16 protein-coding genes are annotated in these 18,507 nt (G+C 72.1%); 7 read left to right on the top strand and 9 right to left on the bottom strand.

All coding sequences use genetic code 11. The features are described from left to right. Positions 1–6 precede the first annotated feature (6 nt). Positions 7–1,512, bottom strand: coding sequence for a glucoamylase family protein (locus tag OP04_RS00500; protein ID WP_232323412.1), 1,506 nt, complete (start codon positions 1,510–1,512; stop codon positions 7–9). Between the two features lie 102 nt (positions 1,513–1,614). Continuing rightward, complete coding sequence (locus tag OP04_RS00495) at positions 1,615–2,835, bottom strand: PP2C family protein-serine/threonine phosphatase (protein ID WP_033337437.1); 1,221 nt, start codon at positions 2,833–2,835, stop codon at positions 1,615–1,617. Between the two features lie 179 nt (positions 2,836–3,014). On the opposite strand from OP04_RS00495, the gene OP04_RS00490 reads away from it, so the two are divergent. The 3 genes from OP04_RS00490 to OP04_RS00480 all read left to right on the top strand — a co-directional run bounded on the left by OP04_RS00490 (position 3,015) and on the right by OP04_RS00480 (position 6,144). Further along, positions 3,015–4,013: a Bug family tripartite tricarboxylate transporter substrate binding protein gene (locus OP04_RS00490; RefSeq protein WP_033337436.1), complete on the top strand. Its 999-nt coding sequence runs from the start codon at positions 3,015–3,017 to the stop codon at positions 4,011–4,013. 68 nt (positions 4,014–4,081) lie between these two features. Then, positions 4,082–4,618 (top strand): tripartite tricarboxylate transporter TctB family protein, encoded by a 537-nt coding sequence (locus OP04_RS48950; protein ID WP_198153641.1) that lies wholly within the window; start codon positions 4,082–4,084, stop codon positions 4,616–4,618. After that, positions 4,615–6,144 carry a tripartite tricarboxylate transporter permease gene (locus tag OP04_RS00480; protein ID WP_033337435.1) on the top strand — a complete coding sequence of 510 codons (1,530 nt, stop codon included), beginning with the start codon at positions 4,615–4,617 and terminating at the stop codon, positions 6,142–6,144. The genes OP04_RS48950 and OP04_RS00480 overlap by 4 nt, the downstream gene beginning before the upstream one ends. Before the next feature lie 69 nt (positions 6,145–6,213). Here OP04_RS00480 and OP04_RS00475 read toward each other — a convergent pair whose 3' ends face one another. Both OP04_RS00475 and OP04_RS00470 read right to left on the bottom strand, forming a co-directional pair. Beyond that, positions 6,214–6,885, bottom strand: a complete 672-nt coding sequence (locus OP04_RS00475) for a response regulator (protein ID WP_033337434.1) — start codon at positions 6,883–6,885, stop codon at positions 6,214–6,216. Next, a complete protein-coding gene (locus OP04_RS00470) occupies positions 6,882–8,438 on the bottom strand; it encodes a sensor histidine kinase (protein WP_033337433.1) in 1,557 nt (518 codons plus the stop codon). The genes OP04_RS00475 and OP04_RS00470 overlap by 4 nt, the downstream gene beginning before the upstream one ends. Before the next feature lie 100 nt (positions 8,439–8,538). Here OP04_RS00470 and OP04_RS00465 point away from each other — a divergent pair, with 100 nt between their 5' ends. Next, positions 8,539–9,504: a Bug family tripartite tricarboxylate transporter substrate binding protein gene (locus OP04_RS00465; protein WP_033337432.1), complete on the top strand. Its 966-nt coding sequence runs from the start codon at positions 8,539–8,541 to the stop codon at positions 9,502–9,504. Here OP04_RS00465 and OP04_RS00460 read toward each other — a convergent pair. Next, positions 9,501–10,892 (bottom strand): glycoside hydrolase family 30 beta sandwich domain-containing protein, encoded by a 1,392-nt coding sequence (locus OP04_RS00460; RefSeq protein ID WP_085066111.1) that lies wholly within the window; start codon positions 10,890–10,892, stop codon positions 9,501–9,503. The two genes, OP04_RS00465 and OP04_RS00460, sit on opposite strands and share 4 nt — an antisense overlap. 253 nt (positions 10,893–11,145) lie before the next feature. Here OP04_RS00460 and OP04_RS00450 point away from each other — a divergent pair, with 253 nt between their 5' ends. Both OP04_RS00450 and OP04_RS00445 read left to right on the top strand, forming a co-directional pair. After that, a complete protein-coding gene (locus OP04_RS00450) occupies positions 11,146–12,033 on the top strand; it encodes a patatin-like phospholipase family protein (protein WP_033337430.1) in 888 nt (295 codons plus the stop codon). An 84-nt stretch (positions 12,034–12,117) separates the two neighbouring features. Further along, complete coding sequence (locus tag OP04_RS00445) at positions 12,118–13,221, top strand: alpha/beta hydrolase family protein (RefSeq protein WP_033337937.1); 1,104 nt, start codon at positions 12,118–12,120, stop codon at positions 13,219–13,221. A gap of 390 nt (positions 13,222–13,611) precedes the next feature. Here the strand turns inward: OP04_RS00445 and OP04_RS00440 are convergent, their stop codons facing one another. The 3 genes from OP04_RS00440 to OP04_RS00430 all read right to left on the bottom strand — a co-directional run bounded on the left by OP04_RS00440 (position 13,612) and on the right by OP04_RS00430 (position 15,968). After that, complete coding sequence (locus tag OP04_RS00440; RefSeq protein ID WP_033337429.1) at positions 13,612–14,325, bottom strand: hypothetical protein; 714 nt, start codon at positions 14,323–14,325, stop codon at positions 13,612–13,614. A gap of 160 nt (positions 14,326–14,485) precedes the next feature. Further along, a complete protein-coding gene (locus OP04_RS00435; protein ID WP_033337428.1) occupies positions 14,486–15,277 on the bottom strand; it encodes an SDR family NAD(P)-dependent oxidoreductase in 792 nt (263 codons plus the stop codon). 82 nt (positions 15,278–15,359) lie between these two features. After that, positions 15,360–15,968 (bottom strand): TetR/AcrR family transcriptional regulator, encoded by a 609-nt coding sequence (locus tag OP04_RS00430; RefSeq protein ID WP_033337427.1) that lies wholly within the window; start codon positions 15,966–15,968, stop codon positions 15,360–15,362. A gap of 93 nt (positions 15,969–16,061) precedes the next feature. On the opposite strand from OP04_RS00430, the gene OP04_RS00425 reads away from it, so the two are divergent. Next, the gene (locus tag OP04_RS00425; RefSeq protein WP_033337426.1) at positions 16,062–17,177 is read left to right on the top strand and encodes a glycosyltransferase; all 1,116 of its coding nucleotides are present in this window, start codon (positions 16,062–16,064) and stop codon (positions 17,175–17,177) included. A 729-nt stretch (positions 17,178–17,906) separates the two neighbouring features. Here OP04_RS00425 and OP04_RS00420 read toward each other — a convergent pair. Further along, entirely contained in the window at positions 17,907–18,377 is a 471-nt protein-coding gene (locus OP04_RS00420) for a response regulator transcription factor (protein ID WP_051796874.1), read from the bottom strand. Positions 18,378–18,507: the final 130 nt, after the last annotated feature.

Genomic DNA, 18,507 nt, shown 5'->3' with positions numbered 1-18,507 from the left:
GACAGATCAAGATCCTTGCGTGGGTACGGCCCGGCCGCCGCCGAGCTGTGGCAGGGGTTGGCGGGCCGGGACGTGGAACGTCTCCCTGGCCAGCAACGGGCGGATCGCGCGGGCGAAGCCGGGTGTGACGAACGCGCGCCGCACCACGTCGCCGGCGAGCACGTTGCCGAGCGCACCCATGATCATCGACTGGTCGAGTGACAGGTAACGCGCCGCAACCCTGCCGGATCGGACCGCGACCGCGTCGTAGAAGCCGCCCGGACCGTACCCCCGGAGATCGTTCTTGATCCTCGCGAGGTTGGCGCGGGCCGGTCCGGGCGCGTAAGGGAGCGCCAGGAACACGGCGTGCGGCGTGACCACGCCGTCGCCGTGGACCGCGGGCGGCCCGGCCGGGCGGCAGTCGCCGAACCCGGCGTCGTAACGACCGCCCTCCACATCGGACGGATAGCCGTCGGCGTCCATGCCCATCGCGTCCACGCCGTAGACGCCGTAGCCGCCGAACGGATCGGACGCGGGCGAGAAACCCCAGTAGCCGTAGCGTGCGTCGTGCAGGCCGTGCTCGATCTGCGCGGCCACGGTCGCCGGATGGTTGCGGCCCCAGCTGTCCGGGCCCCACTGCTGCTCCGGGACGAACAGGTCCGGCATCAGCGCCTCGAACATGTCGCCGCCCCAGCTCGGCACGAACGTGATGCCGCGGTACCGGTAGGAGCCCTCGTAGACCGTGCGGCCGAGGTGCGTGGTGGTGAAGCCGGCCGGCCGCATCTCCTGCCAGGCGTAGTCGCAGCTGTCCGGCAGCGTGCGCATGGTGTCGAAGTACGCGGTCGGCGGGATCTGCCCGGCCGCGATGCCGAGGTAGGTGGCGATCCGCGGCTCGGTGACCGTGATGTCGTAGTGGTTGCAGGTGAACCAGACCGTGCCGCTCGCGACGGAGCAGCCGGGTGGTGGCGTGTCCCAGAAGCCGCCGCGGATCAGCCCGCGCGTCCCGATCGGCGAGGTGGCGGCCGGGTTGAAGAAGAACCCGAAGTCCATCCGGTCCAGGATGCGGGCGGCCGCGGTCCGGAGCGACGGCACGGCGCCCTGCACGACGCGCAGTCCGGCCGCCAGCCACCCGTTGTCCACACTGGACAGGAACGGGGTCACGGCAGACCCGTCCTCCGGCCAGACCGTCAGCACCGCACCGGTCGACGGGTCATACCAGTTGTAGAACATGCCCGAGATCTCGTGATATCGCAGGGCGGCGAGCATGTCCAGGGTGCGGGACACGCGCGCCTCGGCCTCGCCGCGCGAGATGATGCCGAGTTCCCGCGCGACCACGGCCGACCACAGGTAACCGCCGATGTTCGTCGGTGAGGTGTAGGCGGACGGCCCGGACAGGTCACCCGTGACGTGGTCCGCGACCAGGCCGGACGGCCCGGTCATCGCGGCCAGCGACCGCCAGGTGTCGCGGGCGTAGGCGCGCAACGGGTCCGCCGCCGCGGCCGGCGCGGCGGTCACGATCAGAAGCAGAGCCATCAGGAGTACGAGCAGGCGTCGTGTCATCGGTCCTGTGGCGGCCATCCCGGCACCGTAACCCCGGCGGCGCGACGGCACCGTGCCCGTTCACGATGAGCGAGTTCAGGCCTGCGGTCCGCCGCGGTGGACCGCGAGCAGCGCGACGTCGTCGGCCGGCTGTTCGAGGCCGAGCAGCTCCATGATCGCGGTACAGACGGTCTCGGCCGTGTCCGGGCGCACCGCGCCGGTCAGCCGGTCGATGCCGACGTCGATGATCTCGTCGCGGCGCTCGACCAAGCCGTCCGTGTAGCAGACGAGCACCCCGCCGGCCGGCAGGCGGACACCGGTCGTGCGCCGGGTGTAGCGACTCGACCACAACCCGAGCGGCGGGTCAGCCGGCACGCCGACCGGGCCCGCCGCGACGCCGGGCGCGGCCAGGATCGGCGGCGGATGCCCGGCCAGCGAGAGCAGGACCGTGGCCCGGTCCGGGCTGATCGTGGCGTAGGCGACGGTGGCCAGGTTCCCGGCCTCGAAGTGGTGGACCTTGTGATCCAGCTGGGTCAGCACCACGGACGGGTCGTCGCTGGTCAACGCGTAGGCGCGCAGCGCGCTGCGCAGCCGGCCCATCACCACGGCGGCCTGGAGCCCGTGCCCGCTGACGTCGCCGATGACCAGGCCGAGACGGCCGCTGGGCAGCGGGAACACGTCGTACCAGTCGCCGCCGAGCCCGGCCTGGTGACCGGGTACGTACCGCGCGGCGAGATCCACCCCCGGCACGTCCGGCAGGCGGGTGGGCAGCAGGCTGCGCTGGAGCGCGTGCGCGGCGCTGTCGTCGATGACCGCGGTCCGCGCGGTGGTGGCGACCGCGGCCCGGTCCGCGACCAGCTGCAGCAGCCGCACGTCGTCCGCGGTGAACCCGCGACTGGTCAGCGATCCGACGTGGACGACGCCGACCACCTCACCACCCGCGAAGATCGGCACGCCCAGCAGCGACCGGAGGCCGGCGTCGATCAAGACCGGACTGGCGACGGTCGCGGCCGTGACCTGCTCCACCACCAGCGGCTCGCCGGTCGCGGCCACCTGCCCGGCGAATCCCCGGCCGTGCGGGATGCGGATGCGGCGGCGGACCTCCTCCTGCAGGCCGTGCGCGGCCGTGACCACGAGCTGGTGGGAGTGCCGGTCGACGAGCAGGACGACCGCGGTGTCCACATCGAGCACCCGGCACGTACGCTCCAGCAGCGCGTCGAGGAGTGCGGCGCCGTGCAACCGGGACAGGCTCACGTCGGTCAGCGCCTCGATCCGTCTCAGCCGCTGACCGGCCCCGGTGTCAGACGCCGTCGTCACGCTCGCATCGTACGGCCCACCGGGCGCGACACGGTCAGGCTCGTCCCCCTTCGTGGGCCCGGTGGCCGAAAGGACCAAAAGCTTCTTCCTCGACAAAAGCGTGACCGGCGTCACCGGCTGACCGCACGATCTGGCTTCACACGCAGGAAACATACTTCGCCGAATCGAAGGGCACATCGATGAGGAAGACAGCCGCCACGCTCGTGGCCGGGCTCATGCTGGGCGTCGCCGCGTGCGGCGACACCGGCGGCGGGTCCGGCGACGCCGTGGACTACCCGACCAGGACCCTGCAGATCATGGCGCCGGCCGGCGCGGGCGGCGGCTGGGACATCACCGCACGCACGATCCAGAAGGCGCTCAAGGACGGCAACCTGGTGACCGGCAGCGTCGAGGTCAGCAACGTCACCGGCGCGGCCGGGACGGTCGGGCTGGCGCAGCTGGCCACGAAGCACAAGGGTGACGCGCACCAGCTCATGATCACCGGCCTGGTCATGGTCGGCGGCGTGGTGACGAACAAGTCCGCGGTCGACCTCACGCAGACCACGCCGATCGCGACGCTGACCGCGGAGGACGAGGTCATCGTGGTGCCGGCGTCCTCGCCGTACCAGACGCTGAAGGACCTGGTCGAGGCGTTCAAGGCGAACCCGGCCGGCATCAAGTGGGGTGGCGGCTCGGCCGGCGGCACGGACCAGATCCTGGTCGGCATGCTCGCCAAGGCCGCCGGCATCGACCCGAAGCAGATGAACTACATCGCGTACTCCGGCGGCGGCGAGACCAAGGCCGGCCTGCTCTCCGGCGACCTGACCGCGGCCGTCTCCGGCGTCGGAGAGTTCAAGGACCTCGTCGCCGGCGGCCAGGTGCGCGCGCTCGCGGTCTCCGGCGCGCAGGGCATCGACGCCGGGAACGGCACCCCCGCCACCACCATCAAGCAGGCGGGGTACGACGTGGAGCTGCAGAACTGGCGCGGGATCGTGGCCCCGCCCGGCATCAAGGACGGCGAGCGGGCGGCGATCATCGCGCTCATCGACCGGCTGCACGAGTCGGACGCGTGGAAGCAGGCGGTGACCCAGCAGGGGTGGACCGACTTCTACCGCAGCGGCGACGAGGCGAAGGCGTTCTACGACAGCGAGTCCGCGCGCATCCGGGACGTGCTGGTCGCGGCCGGGGTCGTCGCCTGATGACGTCCACTTCTCCCGAGGCTTCGCCTCCTGCGGAGGCGTCCTCGCCTTCGCAGGAGGCGTCCGGGGTGCCCGCGACCTCGCCTTCGTCTTCGCCCTCGGCCGCGCCGGAGGCGGAGACGAAGACGGCGGCGGAGACGGAGACAGAGACAGAGTCGGTGGTGGTCGCGGGGATCGGGCCGCGGATCGTGGCCGCGGTGCTCGTGGTGGCCGGCGGCGCGCTCGCGTTCGTCGCCTGGGGTGAGCTCGACGGTGAGCCCCTGGCCGTCGGCGGCCCGCGGTTCGCGCCGCTGCTGGTCACCGTGCTGTGGACCGCGCTCGCGGTCGTCTACCTGATCCGGCCCGCGCCGGTCGAGGTCGAGCCGATCGGTGACCGCCGGTCCCCGCTGCTGCTGGTCGCCGCGCTCGTGGTCTACGTGCTGCTGCTGGAGCCGGCCGGCTTCGCGATCGCCAGCACGCTGTTCTTCGTCGCGGCCGCCTGGATCCTCGGGTCCCGGCGGTGGCTGCGGGACGTGGTGGTCGCGGTGCCGCTGGCGTTCGGCGTCTACTTCGCCTTCACACTGGGTCTCGACATCCGGTTGCCCGCGGGGGTGCTGCCGATATGAGCGAGCTGCTGTCCGGGTTCGCCACCGTGCTCAGCCCGTGGAACCTGCTGTTCGCCGCGATCGGCGTCACGGTCGGCACGTTCGTCGGCGTACTCCCCGGCATCGGCCCGGCGCTGACCATCGCGCTGCTGCTGCCGATCACGTTCAGCCTGGACGACCCGGTCGGTGCGCTGATCATGTTCGCCGGCATCTACTACGGCGCGATGTACGGCGGGTCGACCACGTCGATCCTGCTGAACACGCCGGGCGAGTCCGCGTCCGTGGCCACCTCGATCGAGGGCTATCAGATGGCGCGGCGCGGGCGGGCGCATGCCGCGCTGGCGACCGCCGCGATCGGCTCGTTCGTCGCCGGCACCATCTCCACGGTGCTGCTGACGTTGATCGCACGGCCGGTAGCGTCGCTGGCCACGTCGTTCCGCGCGTCCGACTACTTCGCGCTCGCGGTGCTGGCGATGGTGTGCGTGACCGCGCTGGTCGGCAGCTCGGTGATCCGCGGCCTGCTGTCGCTGTCGCTGGGCCTGTTCCTGGGCCTGATCGGCATCGACTCGCTGACCGGCCAGTCCCGGTTCACGTTCGGCACGCTGGAGCTGCTCGACGGCGTCGGGATCGTGGTGGTCATCGTCGGCCTGTTCGCGATCGGCGAGACGCTGCACGTGGCCGCGCGCGGCGACGTGCCCGCCACGGTCGAGCCGGTACGCCCGACCGGCGGCGTGCTCGGCTGGCTCAGCCGCGACGACTGGCGCCGGTCGTGGCGTCCGTGGCTGCGCGGCACCGCGTTCGGCTTCCCGTTCGGCGCGCTGCCGTCCGGCGGCGCGGAGATCCCGACGTTCCTGTCCTACATGTACGAGAAGCACCGGGCCCGGGGCAAGGGCGAGTTCGGCAAGGGCGCGATCGAGGGCGTGGCCGGGCCGGAGGCCGCGAACAACGCGGCGTTCGCCGGCGTGCTGGTGCCGCTGCTGACGCTCGGCATCCCCACGTCCGCCACGGCCGCGGTGCTGCTGGCCGCATTCCAGATCTTCAACGTGCAGCCCGGCCCGCAGTTGTTCGAGCGGTCACCGGATCTGGTCTGGGCGCTGATCGCGTCGCTGTACGTCGGCAACGTGATGCTGCTGGTGCTGAACCTGCCGATGATCGGGCTGTGGGTGAAGGTGCTGCAGATCCCGCGGCCGCTGCTCTACGCGGGCATCCTGGTCTTCGCCACGCTCGGCGTCTACGCGGTGTCGAACAGCGTGGTCGAGGTGCTCATCGCGTACGCCATCGGGGTCATCGGTTTCTTCATGCGCCGGTACGGCTTCCCGCTGGCGCCGGTGATCCTGGGCGTCATCCTCGGGCCGCTGATGGAGGAGCAGTTCCGCCGCGCACTGCAGATCGCCGGCGGCGACGCCACGGTCTTCGTCACCCGCCCGCTCACGGTCGTGCTGCTGTCGCTGGCCGTGGTCGCGCTGGTGGTGCCGTACCTGCCCGGAATCGTCGCCCGGTCCCGCGGGCGACGGGCCGGCAAGCTCACGTTCGCCGAGGACGACTGAGCCCTGCCGGTCACCGGCCCGCAGCCCACCGCCCTGGGCTGCGGGCCGGTCTTTACACGCGAGGCCTCTCTACGGGCCGGTCCACAGGAAGCGGCGTTCCGGGCGGCCGGTGCCGCCGTAGCGCAGGCGGACCTGCGCGGTGCCGGCCTCCACGAAGTACTCCAGGTAGCGGCGGGTGCTGACCCGGGACAGCCCGGCACGGTCCGCGCACTCGCTGGCGGACAGGTCGCCCTCGGCCGCGACCAGCGTGGCCCGGACCAGGTCCGCGGTCGGCGCGGTCAGGCCCTTCGGCAGCACGGGCTGCGCCGGGCGCATCGCCCCGAACAGCCGGTCCACGTCGTCCTGGGCCACGTCGCCGTCCGCGGGGAGCCGCCGGTGCGCGGTCGCGTACCGGTCGAGCCGGTCGCGGAGCACCTCGAACGTGAACGGTTTGATCAGGTAGTGGACGACGCCGCCGCGCAGCGCGGTCCGGATCGTCGCCACGTCCCGCGCGGCCGTGATCGCGAGCACGTCCACCGGGGCCGCGCCCTCCCGCACCCGGCGCAGCACCTCGAGGCCGGACAGGTCGGGCAGGTAGATGTCCAGCAGCACCAGGTCCGGGCGCAGCGAGGAGACCGCGGCCAGCGCCTCCGCGCCGGTGTGCGCGGCGCCGGCGACCGTGAAGCCGGGCACCCGCTCGACGAACCCGCGGTGCACCCGCGCCACCATGAAGTCGTCGTCGACGACCAGCACCCGGATCATGGCGCTCCCTCCCGTACCCATGGGATGACGGCGGTGAAGACCGCGCCGTCCACGCCGGCGGAGCCGCCGCGGCGCAGGCAGATCGATCGGGTCAGCGCGAGGCCGAACCCGCGCGGGCCCGCGGACGCGTCCTTGGTACTGAACCCCTGCCGGAACACCTCGTCCTGCCGTGCGGGCGCGACCCCGGCGCCGGAGTCACGGACCGTGACGACGATGCGGTCCTCGTCGCCGGAGACGGACACCGCGGTCCAGCCGCCGGCGCCGGCCGCGTCCAGCGCGTTGTCGACCAGGTTCCCGACCACGGTGACCAGGTCCGCGGCGAGCGCGTCGTCGAGCGGGCCGATCGACGCGGACGGGTCGATGCGCAGCTCCACCCCGCGCTCGGCGGCGAGGCTGGCCTTCGCCACCAGCAGCGCGGCCAGCGCGGGCTCGGCGATCCGGGACGTGACGTCCTGCAGGCCGGCCTGCCGCCGGTGGGCGCTGTCGACGTAGCGGACGACCTCGTCGTACTCGCCGAGCTGCACCAGGCCGGCGATGGTGTGCAGCCGGTTGGAGAACTCGTGGGCCTGCGCGCGCAGCGTGTCCGTGGCGTGCCGGCTGACGTCCAGCTCGCGGCGCAGCGTGGTCAGCTCGGTGCGGTCGCGCAGCGTGGTGACCGAGCCGGCCGCCTGGCCCCGGACGATCACCGGCATCCGGTTCAGGACCAGGATCCGGTCGCCGCGCAGCACCACCTGGTCCTGGCCCTCGGTCCGGCCGCTGAGCACGTCGAGCACCTGCGGCTCCAGGCCCTGGCCGGTCAGCGGCGCGCCGACCGGGTCCGGGGCCAGGCCGAGCAGACGGATCGCCTCGTCGTTGGCGAGCGTGACCCGCCCGGCCGCGTCCATGCCGATCACGCCCTCCTTGATGCCGTGCAGCATCGCCTCCCGATGCTCGGCCAGGCCGGAGATCTCGGCCGGTTCCAGCCCGAGCGTCTGCCGTTTCACCCGGCGGGCCAGCAGCAGCGACCCGGCCACGCCGAGCGCCAGCCCGAGCGTGAGGTAGACCAGCAGGCCCGGTGTCGCGTTCGCGAGCTGCCCGGCCGGGGTCGGATAGGTCAGCCCGACCGCCACGAACCCGTCGACGCGGCCGTCCTGCTCCGCCAGGATCGGCACGTGCGCGACCAGCCGGCGGGCACCGTCGTCGATCACACCGACCCAGGAGCGGCCCTGGAGGACGTCGCTGTCGCCGAGCGCGGCCGGGCGGCTCGCGTCCGGGCCGGTGAGCAGGCTACCGGCGGCGTCGCCGATCACCACGTAGGTCGCGCCGGAGACCGCGCGGGCGTTCTCCGCGCGGGCCGCGAGCGAGTCGTGCCAGATCGGATCGTGCAGGCCGGCGCGGACCGTGCTCTCCGCGGCCAGGTTCTCCGCGATCGAGCGCAGCCGACTGCCCTGGTCGGTGCGGAACGCCGCGTCGGCCTCCGCGAGCGACACCGCGCCCACGGCGACGACGACGGCCAGCACCACGCCGAGCTGGAACAGCAGCAGCTGCCCGGCGAGGGAGAACCTGCGACGCATGGCGACAGCGTGCCACGAGCGGGCACCTCGGCGCGATTGTGGTCCTTTTGGTCCCGTGCACGGGGTTGCGCGGGCCGTACCAGCGGCCTTTATTGGGTTCATGAATCTCCGGCGGCTGGCGACGTGCGCCGCGGCGCTGCTCTCCGCCGCCGCGCTCCTCACCGTGGGTGATCTCCCGGCGTCACCGTTGGATCTGCGGATCATGGTGCCCAATGCACCGGGCAGCGGGTACGACGTGACCGCGCGGACCGCGGCCACCGCGCTGGAGGACGCCGGTCTGGTCGGCCGTGTCGAGGTGTTCAACCTGCCCGGCGGCGGTGCCGCGGTCGGCGCGCGGCGCATGGTCTACGAGCGGGGCACCGGGGGCCTGCTGATGCTGATGGGCCTGGGCGTGGCCGGCACCGCGTCCGGTTCGCTGCGGCAGACCACGCCGGTCGCGCGGCTGATCCAGGAGCCGAGCATGGTCGTGGTGACGCCGGATTCGCCGTACCGCACGCTCGCCGAGCTGGTCGACGCGTGGCGGGCCGATCCGGGCGCGGTGCCGGTCGGCGGCGGGTCGCTGCCGGGCGGCCCGGACCATCTCGCGCCGATGCTGCTGGCCCGCGCGGTCGGGATCGCGCCGCCGCGGGTGCGGTACCTCCGCTACGACGGCGGCGGCGACCTGCTGGCCGCGATCCTCGGCAAGCGCGTCGCGTTCGGCGTCTCCGGCGTCGGGGAGTACGCCGACCAGGTCCGGTCCGGGCAGCTGCGGGTGCTGGCCGTCACCGGCGCGGTCCGGGTGACGGGCGTGGCCGCGCCGACGCTGCGCGAGGCCGGCGTGGATCTGGAGTTCACGAACTGGCGCGGCGTGGTGGCACCATCCGGGCTGTCCGAGGCCGATTCGCGCCGGCTGCACGACGTGATCGCGCGGATGGTGCGCTCGCCGCAGTGGCAGGAGGCGGTCCGGCGCAACGGCTGGATCGACGCGTACCTCGGCGGCGACGACTTCGACACGTTCCTCGCCGCCGAGATGACCCGTCTGGACGCGGTGCTGACCGACCTGGAGCTGCCCGCGTCCGGTGGTTAGAGCGTCAGGACGACGGTGGAGATGCTGCGGGCCGGAACGGTCACGGTGGCCTGGGAGCCGCTGACGGTGGCGGTCTGCGCGGCCGCGTTCGCGGTCCGGGAGGTCACGTAGTGCTCGGCCTTCGTGATGGCCTGCGGCGCCTGGAGCACGGCGTTCGTCACCGTGCTCGACGACCGGTTGAGCACCACCAGCGTGACCTTTCCGTCCCCGCGGTACGCGGTCACCTCCAGCGGTGACGCCTTGCTGCTCTTCGTGAGCGCGATCCGCTGGTAGCCGGGGCGAACGTACTTGGCGTACTGGGAGAACGCGTAGCCGCGCTTGAGCGGGGCGCCGGCCGTGGTGCCGTAGGCAGCCTCGCCGTCGCCGATGAACGAGTAGAAGCGCTTGCCGTACCACCAGATGTAGGCGGACCAGTTCGCCTCCATCGACCGGTGCACCGTGCGCATGACGTCGTCCAGGGTCTCGTCCCAGATCGCCTGGTTGGCGGGGTCGCCCCAGATGTTCGCGCCGCTGCCGTCGGCCTCGTGGTGGTTCCACTCGGTCATCCACACCGGTTTGCCGTACTGCTCGGCCAGCGGGTACCGGGTCAGCCGGCCGGCGTCCTCGGTGCCGTACAGGTGGCCGCCGACGTACCCGATGTTGTTGCGGGCGGTGCTGTCGTTGAGCGTCGGGTCGGTGTAGCCGTAGTTCAGGTTCACCGCCTCGGCCACCATCAGCCGGGTGTTCTGCACCTTGGCGCCCTGGTCGCGGACGAAATCGCGCAGTTCGGTGCCGCTCCAGTCCATGGAGTCGTAGGCGGGGTGCCAGTCCGGCTCGTTCTGCACCGAGGTGACGTCGATGGCCACGCCCTGATTGCGCATGTACTGCACGAAGCCGTTGAGGTGGCCGGCGTAGTCGTCGTAGTAGTCGGTCCTCAGCTTGCCGCCGTTGATCCGGCTGTTGTTCGTCTTCCACTCCGCCGGGGCGGTCCACGGTGAGGCCAGGATCTTGACGCCGGAGCCGTACGACTTGGCGGTCTTGAGCGCGTTCACCTGTACCGGCCACTCGCCGGAGACCGGGGAGACGCCGGTGCGCACGATCGACAGGCCGAACTGGTTCGCACCCATCCCGACCAGGGTCTGCGTCTCGGCCGTCGACCAGGCGCTGCCCCAGATCGACACCGCGGCCCCGAAGCCGTCGACGGTCTGGTAGCCGGTGCCCGTGTTCACGGTGAGGTCGGCGGTGGCGCTGCCGGGCGGTGGTGACGTGGTGCTCGTACCCCCGGTGCAGGCGGTGCCGTTGACCGCGAAGGCGGCCGCGGCACCGGCCGGGAGCGTGACGGCGACCCCGGCCGCCACGGCGAGCACGGTCGCGGACGCCAGCACGGTTCTGTTTCTCGGACTGCGCATCGATTGCCTCCCGCTCTTTCCCGGCAGGCTACGGGAGCGCTCCCAAATCGCTCAATACATGGATTGCTATGAATTTATTCAGCGCCGTGGGGTGCGCCTCGGCCAGCAGGCGCTTCTCCCGCCGTAACAGATTTCCGGACGGCAGTTCTTGCGCGTCGCGCGAACCTCGAATCTCACTCTACGAGCGTTGAGCGAGTGGTGTACCGTTCCGCTCAACGGTTGTTGAGCAGAAACATGATGGGGGGACACACCGATGACTACGCAGCGACGTGGTGCGCCGGTGCGCACGGTCGTGCTCGGTGGTGGCGGCACCGTCGGCGTCGCCTGGCAGACCGGGCTGCTGACCGGGCTGCGCGATGCCGGCGTCACGCTGACCGGAGCCTCGGCGATCGTGGGCACCTCCGCGGGCGCGCTGGTCGCCGCGCTGCTGGCCGGCGGCCGTGACGTGACCGACGCGCTCGCGATCCTCGCGGAGGCCGGGCGGAGGCTCGGCGCGGAGAGCCTGCGGTCGGGGTCGGCGAGCTTCGTCGACGCGTCACGGCAGGCCGCCGTCGCGGCCGACCCGCAGCAGGCGCTCCGGGCGATCGGCGCGACGGCGCGGCAGGCGCGGACCGTGCTCAGCGAGGACGAATATCTCGGGCTGCTCGGCACGCTCGACGGTCTTGCCTGGCCGGTCGGGTTCCGATGCACCGCGATCAACGCCGGCACGGGCGAGCTGGTCGTGTGGGACGAGAGGTCCGGGGTACCGCTGCGGCACGCGGTCGCGGCCAGCTGCGTCATCCCGATGCTGTTTCCCACGGTCACGATCGGCGGGGCCGCCTACCTGGACGGCGGCATCCTCAGCCACCTGAACGCCACGGCGGCCCCGCCGAGCGATGTGGTCGTGGTGCTGTCCTGCCTGCCCATCGGCGAGCCCGGCGGCCCGGTCGACCACGACCGGTCCGCGGCGGCGATCCGATCGAATGCCGAGGTGGCCCGGCTGCGCGGCATCACCCGGCTGGTTGCGGTGGAGCCCGACTTCAGCGGCCTGGAGGCACCGGTGAAGATGATGGACCCGCGGATCGCCGACCAGGCTTTCCACCTCGGCCGGAGCCAGGCGGCACGCGAGGCACCGGCGATCCGGGCCGCGTGGGACAGCTGAGCGGCCTGGGGGCGCCGGCCCTCGCCGATCATCCTCAGCGGACTGTCAGGCTTCCGGTCGCATGATGCCGCCATGATTCCGTCGATGCGACACGTCGCGGCCCTGCTGGCCGCCGTGACCGTTATGGCCGTGCCCGCACCGGCCTCCGCCGAGGCCGCCACCCTCGTCCTGCCGGCGCCGACCGGCCCCTTCCCGGTAGGCCGCGAGGATCTCCATCTGGTCGACGCCGGCCGGACCGATCCCTGGGTCCCGGACGGGCCGCGCGAACTCATGGTCTCCGTCTGGTACCCGGCCGCGGCCCGGCACGGCGCGCGGGTCACCTACGCCTCCGCGACCGAATCGGCCCGGTTCATCAACCTGTTCGAGGTCGACGGTGCCGCACCGGACGCGCTGACCCGTGTCCGGGCGCACGCGCGGGCCGGCGCACCACCGCTGCGGACCGCCGGGCGCCTGCCGCTGGTCCTGCTCTCCCCCGGCTTCGGCACACCCCGCTGGCTGCAGACCTCACTTGCCGAGGATCTTGCCGGCCAGGGGTACGTGGTGGCCGGCGTCGACCACAACTACGAGGCGGCCGCGATCACGTTCCCGGACGGCCACGTCACCGAGTGCGTCCTCTGTGCCCGCGAGGACAAGGACTGGTCCGCGATCGTCGCGAACCGGGCCGCCGACCTCTCGTTCGTGCTGGACCGGCTGCTCGCGACGCCGGGCCGGTGGCCGATCGACCCGCACCGGATCGGCGCGGCCGGGCACTCGCTCGGCGGGGCGGCCGCCGCCGCGGTCATGCTCGACGACCCTCGGGTTGATGCCGGAATCAACATGGACGGTACGTTCCACCACGATCTCGCGCGCGACCTCGACCGGCCGTTCCTGATGTTCGGCGCGGCCGCGCACGGCGACCCGGCCGCGGACCCGTCCTGGCCCACCACCTGGTCACACCTGACCGGATGGCGGCGCTGGCTCGACGTACCCACGATGGTGCATTTCTCTTTCAGCGACGCCGCGGTCTTCGGCCCGCTGATCGGCGAGGAGGTCCAGCCCCTGGACGGCGCCCGGACCATCGAGATCATCCGCCGGTACGACCGCGCCTTCTTCGCCCACCACCTGCGCGGCACGCCGCAGCCGCTGCTGAACGGCCCGTCGCCCCGCTTCCCCGAGGTCGATTTCGTCACGCCCCCGGCCACCCGGTAGCCATCCGACGATTGCGCTGCGGCCGGACCTCATGTGGATCGCCACCGGCACCATCGGTCACCCATCCTGCTCGGTCGCCGCGCGGCAACAGCGACACGGCCGCCGCCGGTCCAGGCTCCGCCGGTGGCGGCACCGCCGTACCGTCGAGGCTGTCCGCCGCGCGATCGTTGCGCCCGCACGGCAGGCGGTCTCGCAGGCCGGGAGCGCGAGATGCACCGCATCAGCGGTCCGGCGCGCCCGGCAGCGGGCCGCGCTGCAGGCAGGGCGGGCCGGGAGGCAGGATGACGACCCACCGCACCACATCGAACGGCGCCGGCCCCGCCCGGGGAGCACCGGTCGACAATCACGATCTTCGATGCCACCCGCGTCCGACGTGACGCCGGCCCGGATCTACCGGGTCAGCACGGCCTCGCCGAGGGCGACGTGCGGGATGCTCTTCTGCGCGTTCGACTCGGCGTCGCGGCCGATGCAGCGGATCTTGAGTTGGATGACACCGGTCACGTCGATCTCGACCTTCTTCGCCGGGCCGAGGCCGGCGGTGTGCCGTCCCCCGATCTGGGTGCCGTTGTCGGCGAAGAAGGTCAGGTCGGCGGCCCGCCCGAAGGCCGTGGTCACGCCGTCATCGATGCCCAGCGCGAACGAGAAGGTCCGGTGCCCGGCGATCGGGTAGATGAACCAGCTGTCCTTGCCGTTGCAGGTCAGCTGCACACTCCGGTCGTACAGCACGTGGTCCATGGTCACCGGCTCGCGCAGGTAGCCTCCGTTGCGCTCGGCCGCCGCCAACTCATCCAGGTAGGTGACACCGTCCGGCCGTGGCGACGCAGAGTCGGTCGGGCTCGGATCCGGCGTCGCCGAGCCGGACGGGCTCAGGTCCGGCGTCGCCGGGCCGGACGGGCCCGGACCGGCGGAACGCGAGACGTCCGACGAGGGCGACGGCGTCCTCGGAACGGCCGCAGACGTGATCTCCGGTGTGGACGACACGGCACGGCCGCCGAAGACGTCGTTGGTCAGCGACAGGAAGGCCACGAGCACGCCGATGACTGCGACCAGCAGGCTTGCCACCGCGACCTTCAGATTGTCCTTCAGCCACTCGAACCGCGACACCGGATGTCCCCTCCCGCGCTGCGAAACCGTTGTCGGCAAGCGTGTCGCAGCGGGGAGCCGGAAGGAATGGACCGAGTCGTCCGGCCGCCGGGTTGCCAAGCCGGGCAGACACGGCCGTTCAGCGCTCCCTCGCGGATGGACGGTGGGATCACCTCGCTGATCAGAGCAGCGTCTGCAGCACGCCCCCGTCCACACGTACCGCGGCGCTGTTGATCGCGGACGCGGCCGGGCTGGCCAGGAACGTGACCATGGTGGCGATCTCGGCCGGCTCGATGAAGCGTTCCAGCAGGGACGTCCGGTTGGCGCCGATGATCGCCGCCTTCATCTGCTCCTCGGGCAGGGACTGTGCGTCGGCGATCGCCCGGACCGTGTCCGCGACGCCGTCGGAGTAGGTGGGGCCGCCCAGCACCGAGTTGACGGTCACGGCCGTGCCCTTCGTGAGCTTCGCCAGGCCGTTGCCGACCGAGAGCATCGCCGTCTTCGACGTCCCGTAGTGCATCATGTCGGCCGGGATGTTGACGCCGGACTCAGTGCTCACGAACACGATCCGGCCCCAGCCCCGGGCGAGCATCGCGGGCAGCAGGCGCCGGGAGAGGCGTACCCCGCTGAGCACGTTCACCTCGAAGTAGAGCCGCCAGTCCTCGTCGGGGATCTGCGCGAACGGCTTGAGCTCGAACAGCCCGACGTTGTTGACGAGGATGTCGACGTCCGGGAGCTCGTCGCACAGCCGGTCGACGTCCTCGGTGACCGAAAAATCCGCGGCCAGACCGGTGATGGACACACCGGGTATTTCCCGTCGCAGTGCCGCGACGCTCGCCGCCAGCCGGTCCGGGTCGCGGCCGTTGAGGATCACGTCGACCCCCTCCGCGGCCAGGGCACGGGCGATCGCGTAGCCGATGCCCCGGCTGGAGCCGCTGATCATCGCGGTCTTGCCACGCAGTTGCAGGTCCATGGTTGTGCTTCTCCTTCGGGCCGGCACCGTCCGTCCGACGGCGTCCCCACCGGAAGGGTGCCGACCGCGAATGAGTAGCCGATCAGCGCTCGATGAGCAGCGCCGCCGGCAGCGACTCGTTCAGCCACGCCTCGGACTCGTCCAGCGACCAGCCGAGCTCGTCCGTCCGCAGGAAGTAGGCCGTGTTGGACAGGTGGAGCCACAGCAGATCGGTGGCGCGCGCCTCGTCGACGCCGTCGCGCAGCGCCCCCATGCCGGCCAGTCGTGCCGCGGTGAGGCGCAGCGCGCCGCGCAGCCCCTCGTGCGCTATCTCCTGACTCTGCCGGACCGCGGGATCCTGGATCGCGGCCGCCGCGACCTGGCTCATCAGGGCGGACCACTCCCCGAACCGTTCGCGGGTGGCGTGCACGAGGAAACGCAGCAGCTCATCGGGGTCCGTGATCGAGGTGAGCCGGGCGAGCACGGCCGCGTTGCCGTCGGTGGTGACCCCCTGTTCGAGCAGCGCGCGCAGCAGGCCGCTCTTGCCGCCGCCCGCCGCGTGCACCCACGCCACGGAGACGCGGGCGGTGCTCGCGATGTCGCCCACGGTGGTCTGGAAGTAGCCCTTCCGGGTGAACAGCTCCCGGGCCGCGTCGAGGATCGTCTGCCGCGTCAGCTCCGCGTTCTCCGCCCGGCGGCTCTTGGCTTCCACCGGATCATCGTAGTCATTACCGTTCACTAGACCGCACTCTAGTTTGTGTACTACGGTCCAGTCGCACTGATAGCCGATCTGAGGAGTTCGTCCGTGCGCATCCTGTTCACCGCGGTCCCGGCCACCGGCCACGTGCTGCCGCTCATCCCGCTGGCCCGCGCCGCACGCGCCGCCGGCCACGAGATCGCCCTGCAGACACACCCGTCCATGGGCGTCGCGGCGCCGTCGATACCACCGCTCGCGGCCGGCCCGAGCATGGAGGACACGCTCGCCGACGTGCTGCGCCGCACCGGCGGCAACCCGATGGCCGACATGCCGGCCTTCGCGGTCGAGTTCTTCGTCGAGACCCGGCTGACCGTGGGCGCACGGGACGCCCTGGCCACGGCCCGCGAGTTCGGCCCCGACCTGGTCATCGCCGAGATGTCCGACTACCTGGGCCAGTTCGCGGCGGCCGCGCTCGGCGTGCCGTGGGCCGCCCACGGCGCCACGCTGCCGCTCGCCGAGCCGCTGGCGGTCCAGTTCGGAGCGCGCGCGGCCGCGACCTACGCATCGCACGGTGTCACCCCGACCGCCGCCTTCGCGTACATCGACCCCTGGCCCGACCAGCTGCTGCGGCCCACCGACCTGTACCCGGCCCCGCGCGTCCCGGTGCGCCCGGAACCCCACGCGGGAGAGGGCCCGGCCTGGCAGCGTCCCGCGTTCCCCGGACGCGAGGACCGGCCGACGGTCCTGCTCACGCTGGGCACGGTCGTCGATGATCCGCCGGCGTTGACGTCCGCCCTCGACGCCGTCACGACACTCGATGTGAACGTGCTCGTGGCGCCGCACTCGGACATCGATCCGAGCCGGTTCGACCCCGGCCAGGTCCAGGTCGCCGGATTCGTCCCGATGCGCGACCTGCTCCGCGGCGCCGACCTCGTCGTGTCCGCGGCGGGGGCCGGCACCGTGCTGTCCACGCTCAGCGCCGGGCTGCCGATGGTGCTGCTCCCGCTCGGCCTGGACAAACCCGTCAATGCCGAACGTGCCCGCGCCACCGGCGCCGCCCTGGTCGTTCAGGACCCGGCGGAGATCGGCGCGGCCGTCGCGAAGATCCTGCAGGATGACGCTTTCGGCACCGCGGCCCGCACGACGGCCGCCGACATCAACAGGATCGACTCCCCCGCGGACGTCCTTGTCAAGGCCATCGAACGGGCGGGCGCCCGATCGTGACCGTCCGCGGCCGACATGACCGATCAGGCGGATCAGGCGGCGTTCATCGCAGAGCGCAAAGGTCAAGATCAAATTCTTGATCTTCCCGCTTCCAGCGTGGTTGCGGTCCGTTTGCTCCCGCGGGCAAACCTCGCCGTACGCCAAGACTCCGCTGGCGCTCCGCTTGCCTCCCGGCATCGGAGCCGGTTCCGCCGTGGTCAAGAAAGAGCACGCGGCCCCCGCCGTACTCACGCCGATCGCGGCGCGTTCCGTGCCACGCGGAGCACCTTCCATGATCGAAGCGTCCCTCATGCTGCCAGGGAGGCCTCGATTGCGGAGGGCCGCCCCGGAGCGGTGCGCGGGTGGGCACCGGTTTGAGCCGGTGTGGCGTGGGACCGGAAGGGAGGTGCGCCAGCGACGACCGGTGCGCGATGCCACTTACCGAGTTTCGGCATCAAGACCTAGACTCACCGCGATCGACGGGCCGCGATCGACGGGCCGCGATCGACGGGCCCGTTTCGGGCACGGAGTGCCCGGTTGGTCGCGGGGTCGGGACCTCGACGCCGACGGCTCAGTAAGTGGCATTGGGCCGGCGCGGCAGGAGCGCGCGGGTCACCACCACCGACAAAGCAGAGAACCCGCTTCCCGGGTTTGATCTTCGCAACTTCCGGGTCATGACGTGGCATTGCCGGGCCGGAGTCTGTCCCCGCCGGGATCCGGGGGCGGCGAGACGCGGGGATCCGGGGCGGGTCAGAAGATGTGGCCGTTGCGGCGGGCCTCGCGCAGGTAGAGGTCGCGGGCGGCGTTGACGTCGACGGAATCCGGGCGGTCCAGGGCGGGGGCGGCGTTCGGTGCCTGGAGGAGTGCGGCGAGGCGGGCGCGCAGGAACTTCGGCGAGAAGGGTTTGATCAGGTAGTCGTCGGCGCCGGCGGCGTAGCCTGCGGACACGTCGTCGGGGGCGACGGCGGCGGAGACGATCACGACGCGCACGGTGTCCAGGTGGGGCTCCTGGCGCACCCAGCGGCACAGCTCCAGGCCGGTCATCGCGGGCATGCGCACGTCGGTGATCAGCGCGCGCGGCGTGGTCTGCTCCAGGCGCCGCACGGCGGTGAAGCCGTCGCGCACGCACTCCACCCGGTAGCCGGCGCCCTCGACCGACATGGCCAGCAGGTCGCGCAGGTCGGCGTCGTCCTCGGCGATGATCACCAGGTCGCTGTCCATCGGGGGCACCTCTTCTCTCTCGACCCTGTTCAGAATGCCGCATCGCCCGGCTGCGCACGGGTGCCTGCCGGTTGCGGTTCGGTGAGCGCGGGTCGGCACGATCAAGACATTGACAAACATCAGTTTATGG

The sequence above is a fragment of the Catenuloplanes japonicus genome, assembly GCF_000717135.1.
Classification (GTDB): Bacteria; Actinomycetota; Actinomycetes; order Mycobacteriales; family Micromonosporaceae; genus Catenuloplanes; species Catenuloplanes japonicus.
Note: the sequence above shows the minus strand (reverse complement) of the source record. Positions and strands in the feature narration are given on the sequence as shown.

Bases quoted from the DNA above. Each gene is read 5' to 3' on its own strand.
- OP04_RS00500 (WP_232323412.1), bottom strand. From the start codon at position 1,512: ATGGCTCTGCTTCTGATCGTGACCGCCGCGCCGGCCGCGGCGGCGGAC.
- OP04_RS00490 (WP_033337436.1), top strand. From the start codon at position 3,015: ATGAGGAAGACAGCCGCCACGCTCGTGGCCGGGCTCATGCTGGGCGTC.
- OP04_RS00480 (WP_033337435.1), top strand. From the start codon at position 4,615: ATGAGCGAGCTGCTGTCCGGGTTCGCCACCGTGCTCAGCCCGTGGAAC.
- OP04_RS00475 (WP_033337434.1), bottom strand. From the start codon at position 6,885: ATGATCCGGGTGCTGGTCGTCGACGACGACTTCATGGTGGCGCGGGTG.
- OP04_RS00470 (WP_033337433.1), bottom strand. From the start codon at position 8,438: ATGCGTCGCAGGTTCTCCCTCGCCGGGCAGCTGCTGCTGTTCCAGCTC.
- OP04_RS00465 (WP_033337432.1), top strand. From the start codon at position 8,539: ATGAATCTCCGGCGGCTGGCGACGTGCGCCGCGGCGCTGCTCTCCGCC.
- OP04_RS00460 (WP_085066111.1), bottom strand. From the start codon at position 10,892: ATGCGCAGTCCGAGAAACAGAACCGTGCTGGCGTCCGCGACCGTGCTC.
- OP04_RS00450 (WP_033337430.1), top strand. From the start codon at position 11,146: ATGACTACGCAGCGACGTGGTGCGCCGGTGCGCACGGTCGTGCTCGGT.
- OP04_RS00445 (WP_033337937.1), top strand. From the start codon at position 12,118: ATGCGACACGTCGCGGCCCTGCTGGCCGCCGTGACCGTTATGGCCGTG.
- OP04_RS00435 (WP_033337428.1), bottom strand. From the start codon at position 15,277: ATGGACCTGCAACTGCGTGGCAAGACCGCGATGATCAGCGGCTCCAGC.
- OP04_RS00420 (WP_051796874.1), bottom strand. From the start codon at position 18,377: ATGGACAGCGACCTGGTGATCATCGCCGAGGACGACGCCGACCTGCGC.